Consider the following 8633-nt stretch of genomic DNA (forward strand, 5'->3'; position numbering starts at 1 on the left):
CGAAAGTTATAAGAAATGGAATTTCTATAAAATTCAACTCCTATCAAATAATTAACCGTTACTTATCTGGTTCTACTTTGTTCGTTGTAGCAATTTTTGTCAATTGTCAATATATTTTTTTAGAATTGGAGTTCTTATCATGAAACATATTTCAGTATTGATCAAACCCACATCTTCCCTCTGCAATCTTCGCTGCAGCTACTGCTTTTATGCCAATGTTAGTTCCTTGCGGGAAGTCCGCTCATTTGGCAAAATGAAAGAAGAAGTGACAGAGAAAATGATCGAAAATATTTATGCAGACTTAGAAGACGGTGATCAATTGACATTAGCATTTCAAGGTGGAGAGCCAACGATGGCGGGCCTCAATTATTTTCGAAAAGTGACCCAACTAGTGGATCAACAGCAAAAGCAGGTACAGGTCCATTATGCGATTCAAACGAACGGGACCATGATCAATGAAAAATGGTGTGCTTTTTTGAAAGAACATGATTTTTTAGTGGGCCTGTCCATCGATGGCCATCCACTTTATCATGATTTGAATCGGGTTGATCCGCAAGGAAGAGGAACTTTTCAGCGGGTGCTGAAAACAAAGCAGCTGTTTGACCACTTTGAGATTGATTATAATGTACTTTGTGTCCTGACCAATCCATTGGCTAAAGAAGCCAAGAAAGTCTTTCGCTTTCTAAAAGAACAAAAAATTACTTTTGTCCAGTTTATTCCTTGTTTAGATGATTTAGATGCGAAAAAAAGAAATAGTTATGCCCTCACACCAAAACGTTTTGCAGGATTTTACCATCAGCTTTTGCAGTTATGGCTGCAAGAATTAGCGGAGGGGCATTATATAAGTATCAAGCTTTTTGATGATCTTTTGAATCTATTGATCAAGCGACAAGTCACTGCCTGCGGGATCTTAGGAAACTGTCAGGTACAATATGTCATTGAAGCAGATGGCAGTGTTTATCCTTGTGATTTTTATGTGCTAGATGAGTATCTCATGGGGTATATTCAAGAACAGACCTTGCGTCAGTTATTTGAACAGGACATTACAAAAAAGTTTGTGTGTGAACGCCCCGAAATATCAAAGAAATGTCTGAATTGTCCGTTTCAAAAAATGTGTCGTGGCGGCTGTAAACGGATGAAAGATGCCATCTATGTGGATGGAAACTACTGCGGCTATCAACAACTGTTGCAAGAGTTTGTGCCGCAGATCGATCGGATTTTAGGTTTGTTACAGGGGGGAAGTGTGTGATTGGGTTCATTTATTTTATAGTGATCGTGTTGGCGAATACGGTTGGTGCCGTTTCAGGCATGGGGGGCGGCGTTCTGATCAAACCCATTTTTGATTTTATCGGCGCCCATTCTGTTGCGGCCATCTCATTTTATTCTGCCGTAGCCGTCTTTACCATGTCGCTGGTTTCTACCGCAAGACAGTTGGCTAGCGGACATAAGATCAATTGGCAAATCGTCCTTTGGGTTTCAGGAGGAGCCATCTTAGGCGGTATCTTGGGCAATGTCGCTTTTGATCAGCTGTTGCTGTTTTTCCAGAATGAAGACCAAGTACAGATGGTGCAGATCTTTTTGACCGTCGTGACGTTGTTGTTTGCTTTCTTTTATACCAAATATGACTGGCCCGGATTCCAACTGAAAAATAACTTCTGGTATTGCTTCTGTGGTTTAGTCCTTGGTTTTCTAGCCAGTCTTCTAGGAATCGGCGGCGGACCGATCAATGTTTCTTTGCTGATGCTGATGTTTGCTTTGCCAATCAAAGAAGCGACAGTCTATTCGATTTGTACGATTTTTTTCTCTCAATTGGCGAAAATCGTGACAATCGCTGGGATCACTGGATTTAGCCTCTATGACTTAAAGATTTTGTGGTTTGTGATTCCAGCCGCGATTGTTGGTGGTTTACTTGGGGCAAAAGTCAGCACTGTCCTCTCGCCGCAAAAAGTGACACTGATCTTCCAGCTAGTCATCCTTTTGGTGCTCATCATCAATCTTTATAATGGATATAAGTTACTATAGCTCATATCATTAATTAATATTTAGTTAAAAAAAGATTATGTAAAACTAAAAATACAACTAATTTTGGAGCCCTAATTAACAAGATTAAATAACTACCCTCCTACTCGATTCTGAGTAAAAGGACTTAAATTTTAATCCGTAAAAGAGAATTTACATAAAAATACTACCATATTCCGACTAAACATGCTCAAAAAATAAAACATGTTGGCATAAAAAGTGAAAGAGTATTAGGCGAGAGAAAAGCTTGGAGAAGTCTTTCTCTCGCCTAATACTCTTCTAAGATTAATGCACTCTATACTGTTATATAGAGTAAAATCTTTTTTTTCAACTGATAAAACTTATAATACTGCTTTTGACAGTTTTCAAAATCGGGGGGCTCATGATTCTGATGCTGTAGATGCCTGGAAACGGAACTTTGCACATGTTGAACAACTATTTGATTATGATAGTGCCATTCGAAAAATTATGTACACTACCAATGCAGTTGAAAGTGTGGGTTCACTCCATCTTCAGAAAGTCACAAAAAAGGAGCGTTCCCTAATGAGAATACACTCCTAAAACTACTTTATTTACACACGAAAGAATTACATGGGAAGTGGTCAGGTGGTCGAATTCAAAATTGAGTTATGGTGCTTAATCAGTTAATGAACAACGAGACCTTCTCCTCTAGAATTGAAAAGTATACCGATTTACCTTCCATAACAACGGTAGGTTTATTCAACTACGTATCCAATCAAAATTTATCTGATTTCAAATACAGCCAAGAGAATTATGGTTGTTAAAAACTCTTAACTATTTAACTTCCACAGTTTAGTTGACAAACCCAGCTGATTTCTCGAGCTATTATGCAATAAACTTTTCACATTTCACACTTTGAGTATGCCATGCTTATCCTTTTTCTTTCAAAGCTTCTGCCTGCTTTCTTGCTTGATAGTCGATAAACGATTGAATAGCGGAACGATAACTTTTGTTTGCTAAAACTGGTTTCCAAGATCGTTTGTACTTGCTAGCACGTAAAAAATCTTCAAAACAAGTAATTTGCTTTGCTTCCACCAAATCCATCATTTCGGCTAAATAATCCATCTCTCTCATTTTTTCCTTTCTCCTGAGTGTAAATTGAACGAGAATAGTTTTTATTCACAACTCTGCCGTCTTAGAGCCGTTTAAAATCATTTTGTTTTAGGTCTAAAAAATTCAAAAGGTTAGAACGCATTTTAGACGCGTTTTGGAAATAGCGGTCTTTTTGTTCGCGCAAAAAGTATTTATTTTGTGCTTTAACTTACTCGACAAATAACAGATTGCATATTCTTTTTGTTGTAAGGGAGGGCTTTTTTACACTCAATATTATCGCTAATACTACTGAAAGGCGAATAATATCTAGAGGAAACTGCTACTTTATCAGTTGGTAAAAAGGAAACCAAACTTAACACACCCGCTACAAATAAACTGACTAAAAATTTAGGTTTACTAAAAAATTATTTTTGTTCAAAAGTTCCTCGATAAACCAATAAATATTGAGGCAATATTTTTAAATAAACGGGTAAAGAATCTCCCTCATCTCCATCAACATTAGTTGCTAGTTGTTCCTCATTTTCAACTGTTATTTCCCCTTCGGAAAATGTTAGATAAGCTAAATTATCCGTTGAATTATCTACTCCCTTTAACAAGTCTGGTACAGCTTTAATCGTTTCCCATAACGAGCTATCTTTGATATAAATCAAATGGAATTTTCCATCATTGACTTCTGCTTCTGGTAAAAGAGATTCAAAACCACCAATAGAATTGGTTAATCCAATTCTATTGGTGCTACTTCCTATGGATTGTTCTTTTCCGTCTAAAGTTAATTGGAACTAATAAGATTGTGTATTCGTCAGTTTTTTTGCTGCTTCATAAGCAAACTGTTTAGCATCACCTTGTTTTTCTGTTTCTTTTACGATTAATTGATCAAAAAAATGTTTAATTTCTTTTCTGCTAATTCTTTAGCTTTTTCTCCACCAGAACTAGAATTAACAATTAATAAAGCTTGTTTCATTTGTATTCATCAGTGCGTATCAATTTTTACATAAGTAATCTGATTGTTATTTTCACTTCTTAATAAGTAGATCTAGCTCTGATATTATGTTCTCGATCTATTAATCCTATTTGATAAAAGTAGGATTATATGTTACTTAACCGGTTTACATTTCATTTTCAAAATGATGAATCATTGTTTATTATCCACTGAAGAGTTAAGGAATTTGGTAATATACTCACAACCAAACTCCTTAACATTTTTTAGTGTTGTTAAATATGCTTTATATACTCGTTACTTAGTATTTTTCTTTCTTATTGCTAATCCCATACCACTTAAAGCTATAAGAATCGATCCTAAAATTCCTGAGAAATAAAAATTGCTTTCTCCGGTTTTAGGTAAAACTTTATTATGAGAATCTTTCTTAATATGCTCTGTAGAAGTTGATTTAATGTTAGATTCTCCTTTGGAAATATTGATATCGTTAATACGAGCACTATGACTATCTAATATTTCATTTCCTTTTTTAGAGACATCTAACTCCCCTCGATTTGCCCGAGAATTCAAATCCTCTTTTTTCACACCAGTATTTTCCCATAAAACATCGTCCGAATCATCTTCTTCTGGTTCTAATGATGAATCTTCCTTAATAGATGGTTGAGGCTTACTAGAATCATCCAACTTAATAAATTTTGAAGGGATTGAAATAAATATTTTTCTTTCTCTTCCGTCACTAACGCCAGAATTAACTTTCTGTTTAAATGTAGCTGCATAAGATGTAGATGTATCAGAGTCAATAGTCAAGTCTCCGTCGTTCCAATTCCAACCATCTGGCAACGAAACACTAGATAATTTATCTCCAACAGCTCCACTTAATCCTTCTTTTGGTAATACAGTAAGAAAAACAGTTTTTCTTGCGAGTTTATAACTAGGAGTAACCCACCCATTTAAATTTTGACCATCAGGTAATGCAGTATAATGAAGATTGTATACTCCTGGTTCTAAACGCTTCAAAGCATCAATATCATTTTTATCTTTAACCAGTGTCGTAACTTCATTTCTACCACCTACAGCTCCTGTGTTTTCAAACATGAATTCATTATCAATAGAAAAATCAACGACATAACCATTCTTATCTGTCGAAACATTTTGCAATAAATCTACGTCACTTCCAGATAGAATAGTAATATTTTCAACACCATACAATTTTGGTGCATCTCCATAATACTTTTCCATTGCAATCTTTTGTTCATCTGTTTGCAACCATCTAACCCAGTCCACTTTTAATTCAGTACCATCCTTGGCTAAATAATCTCCAGCATCTCCAGCCCAGTTACCCCCAGTTGCTAAATTAAATTGGATATATTGTGGCCGATTCAAACTTGCTGCTGCAGCTTTTAATCGTTTATCATTAGCTGAATTTGTAGGATCACTAAAATTGAGTGTGTTATAGACAACACCATCCACATACCATTCAATCTTATCTGGCGTCCAATTGATCCCAAAAACATGATACTTATCATAAAAATCTTCTGTTATCTTCAAATTACCACCCAGACTTGAAGCAATGTATTGACCATCTTCATCGTAATAGCCATAACTTCCGTCCCTATCACCATCCTTTGTATTTGCATAATAAAAGTGTGGTGTACCTACTGCATTTTTATTACTATTACTTGTTCCACCTTTTTCCCCTTCAGCTAACCGTTCGTCTGTTGGAGCTCCAATTAATTCCATAATATCTATTTCACCTACTGAAGGCCAATCATAACCCTGTTTAGGATTAATTCGACCATCCATATGGAAATCAGAACCTAACGTCCAAAAAGCAGGGAAAACTCCTTTACCTTTTGGCAACTTAATTTTAGCTTCAATTCTACCATATAATAATTCTTGTTTCCCTTGAGTTCGAACACTTCCAGAATTATATTTTACTAATCTAGCATTATCTTTCCATCGGGTCGTATTTTTATATTGATCTTCTTTAGGACGATCTGTAACTTTTAAAACTAAGTTACCATCTTCAATAGCAACATTATCTTTACTACTACTATAATGTTGCTGTTCATTTCCTCGAATATTTCCTAACTCATATCCCCATATAGTTTGATCTAGTTCTTCAGCCTTAAATTGATCTTCCCATACTAAATTATACGTTTCTAACTCTTTAACTGAAACATTATCTAAACAAATCGAGCTATTTTGTATATCTTGATTTCTTGCTTCAGACCATTTTACAATTCCTACATAAGTTTCATTAGATTCAGCAACAAATTCAATTCTGTATCTTTCTTTTTTACCTTTAGCAAAATCAGAAGACTGTAACTGTTTAATAACTTTCCCTTGTTTTCCATTATTAACTTCCTTAACAGTTAGATAAACTCCGTCTAAAGTGGTAGAGGAATCAGCTAAAACATCTGCTTCCAGTACATATTTTTTGCCAGGAGTTGTTGGTATTTTTTGTAAAACGTATTCATCAGTCGAATTAGTAGTAATCATTCCTACAGAGTTTCCTGTCTTAGGATCCAATTGAACAATCGAATTTCCGCCTTCTTTAAATTCCCACTCTCGTTTAGATGAAACGTAATCGTTCTCAAATTTACCATTCACTACTTTATTTAGATACCCAATAGTAGATTCGTCTCCTTGATTGGTTACAGAAACAGGAACATTTACAAAAATCACGCGTGAATCTTCGCTTGTGCTAAATTTTACTTTATAAAACTCTTGCTCTCCTATTATTAACTGATCATCCTCCCAAGCCCAACCTTCTGGAAGCTTAATTGTAGATAACTTAGCTCCTGATTGACCTGAAAGACCTGATTCAGGAAGAACAATTAGTGAGGCAGTTTTCAAAAGTGTTTTATATATATCCCCTGTAGCTAATCCATCATTATTTAATTTTTTATTTTTGGGAACAACGCTATAATGAACATTGTAAATGCCTGGTTTAAGATTAGAAATATCATTTTTATCAATAGTGTTCACTAGTTTTAACTCTCCAGTGTCAGTATACATATATTCATCATCTATGCTCGCATTAACCACATAATCGTCTCTATCTACTTGTACATTAGACAAAACATCATAATTTGTTCCTTCTTTAATTACAATGTCTGTTACACCTGTAAGTTTTGGAGCATCAGCATACCAAGCTTCTGCAGCCTTCTTTTGCTCTTCATTTTGTGACCAGCGAATCCAATCAACAGTCATAGAAGTATTGTCATCAGCTAAATAATCACCTGCATCGCCAGCCCAATCACCACCTGTTGCTAGATTTAATTTTAAGATTTGTGGACGATTGATACTTCTAGCGGCAGCTTCTAATCTTTCATCTCCAACAAGATTCATAGAATTATAAATAACCCCGTCAAGATACCAATCAATCCTTTCTGGAGACCAATCAATCCCAAAAATATGGTATTCATTCCAAAAATCATCTTCTATCTTAGCATTACCGCCCAACTCATCCGGATCATAACTACCATCTTTATCTACATCGCCATTGATATAGTAAAAATGAGGAGTTCCATAAATAATTTGATTACTTTGTCTTGCATTGTCTGTTGGATCTGTTTCACCATTCTCAGCTCTTTCTGTAGTCGGAGCCCCGATTAATTCCATAATATCTATTTCTCCGCCACCAGGCCAACCATAGGATGTTCCCATTAACCAAAATGCGGGGAATGCCCCTTTACCTTTAGGTAGCTTAGCCTTCATTTCAATGCGACCATATAAAAAGTCCTTCTTACCAGATGTGTTAATAAAACCTGAATCATACTTAATAGTTCTACCATTAGGTTTTCTTGGATTGCTTTCTTCTTTTTCACGTTTAGTGACTGACAAAACTAAATTTCCATTTTCAACATTAACGTTATTCTTACTTGTAGTATAATTTTGTTGTTCACTTCGTCCCACAGTACCCGGCATGTAACTCCAAGTATCTTTATCTAATTCTGACTTATCAAAATCTTCTTGCCAAATAATTTCATAATTACTTTCTGATTTCTCCACAACAACTAAATTGTCAATACTGATTTCTGTTTTTTCGGTATTAATAGTCGGATCATCGGGATTCCACTTAACAATACCAACAAGTGTTTCTGCTCCTTCTGCAGTAAATTCAAATGTTTGTTTCGTCCAATCTTTTAGCGTTTGATCTAAATATAGTTGGTTGTATACTTTCCCTTGTTGTTTATTTTCTGTGAATTCCTTTGCAGTAAAATATGCTCCCGTAGGTGTAGCATTTCGAGCAACTACTTTCAAATCAGCTGTAACTACATATTTTTTCCCTGGTGTTGTTGGTATTTTCTGCAAAACATATTCATCTTTTGTTTCACCATTAATTTTTCCAAACGTATTATTTCCCTCAGTTACAATAGTAGAGACCCCCCAAGGCTTCATCGTCCATTTTGATTTATTGGAAACAATACTTCCTTCAAAATCACCATCTGCTGCACGATTCAATTTACTATTTGCCTTTTCTGCGGTTACTTCTTCACTTACTGTTGATGGCTCTTCGACTTCTGTAGATGCAACTCCGTTTAATGTTTCTGACCTATTCTCTACTGTTGTACCATCACTTACTGTTGTTGGCTCT

At 35.4% G+C, this 8633-nt stretch carries 4 protein-coding genes and 2 pseudogenes; 3 read left to right on the forward strand and 3 right to left on the reverse strand.

Annotated elements, in window-relative coordinates:
- Positions 1-139 precede the first annotated feature (139 nt).
- From A5883_RS12115 to A5883_RS19735, 3 genes and pseudogenes are all read left to right on the forward strand, one after another.
- On the forward strand, positions 140-1249 hold the full coding sequence (locus A5883_RS12115; RefSeq protein ID WP_086338673.1) for a radical SAM/SPASM domain-containing protein: 1110 nt from the start codon (positions 140-142) through the stop codon (positions 1247-1249).
- On the forward strand, positions 1246-2022 hold the full coding sequence (locus A5883_RS12120; protein ID WP_086338674.1) for a sulfite exporter TauE/SafE family protein: 777 nt from the start codon (positions 1246-1248) through the stop codon (positions 2020-2022). The genes A5883_RS12115 and A5883_RS12120 overlap by 4 nt, the downstream gene beginning before the upstream one ends.
- 345 nt (positions 2023-2367) lie before the next feature.
- Positions 2368-2724 (forward strand): annotated as a pseudogene (locus A5883_RS19735) (transposase); the annotation flags it as partial.
- A gap of 186 nt (positions 2725-2910) precedes the next feature.
- Here A5883_RS19735 and A5883_RS12130 read toward each other — a convergent pair.
- From A5883_RS12130 to A5883_RS12140, 3 genes and pseudogenes are all read right to left on the reverse strand, one after another.
- Complete coding sequence (locus tag A5883_RS12130) at positions 2911-3114, reverse strand: hypothetical protein (protein WP_086338675.1); 204 nt, start codon at positions 3112-3114, stop codon at positions 2911-2913.
- Between the two features lie 383 nt (positions 3115-3497).
- Positions 3498-3905 (reverse strand): annotated as a pseudogene (locus tag A5883_RS12135) (diacylglycerol/lipid kinase family protein); the annotation flags it as partial.
- Between the two features lie 422 nt (positions 3906-4327).
- Entirely contained in the window at positions 4328-8500 is a 4173-nt protein-coding gene (locus tag A5883_RS12140; RefSeq protein WP_217809242.1) for a family 16 glycosylhydrolase, read from the reverse strand.
- Positions 8501-8633: the final 133 nt, after the last annotated feature.

Source organism: Enterococcus sp. 5B3_DIV0040 (assembly GCF_002140755.1).
GTDB classification, from domain to species: domain Bacteria; phylum Bacillota; class Bacilli; order Lactobacillales; family Enterococcaceae; genus Enterococcus_D; species Enterococcus_D casseliflavus.